This is a genomic window from Vallitalea maricola (assembly GCF_036985595.1).
Classification (GTDB): Bacteria; Bacillota; Clostridia; order Lachnospirales; family Vallitaleaceae; genus Vallitalea; species Vallitalea maricola.
In genome coordinates this window covers 1-209 of the sequence record NZ_BTPU01000188.1, presented here as the reverse complement: position 1 = coordinate 209, position 209 = coordinate 1, and the positions used below count along the sequence as shown (strand labels likewise).

Sequence of the window (209 nt, the reverse complement as noted above, 5' to 3'; positions counted from 1 at the left end):
TTTTGTTTCTCCATCTTTGGTTTGTATACCAAAGATGGAGAAACAAAAGAATGGTTATTAGCTAAAGAAGGTTATAATGATTTTGAAGCTGATGATAATGATGAATATTATCTTTATAATGGTACTGATATCCATCCTAAGGATGTAACTAATATTTATCTTAGAAAAGTAGAGAGATATGGTAGTATAGGTGGTGACTGGTATGTTGA

General features: G+C 30.1%; 1 protein-coding gene. It reads left to right on the top strand.

Translation table 11 applies throughout. The features are described from left to right. A partial coding sequence (locus tag AACQ14_RS23820; protein ID WP_339366029.1) for a hypothetical protein occupies window positions 1-209 on the top strand: 209 nt, incomplete at both ends.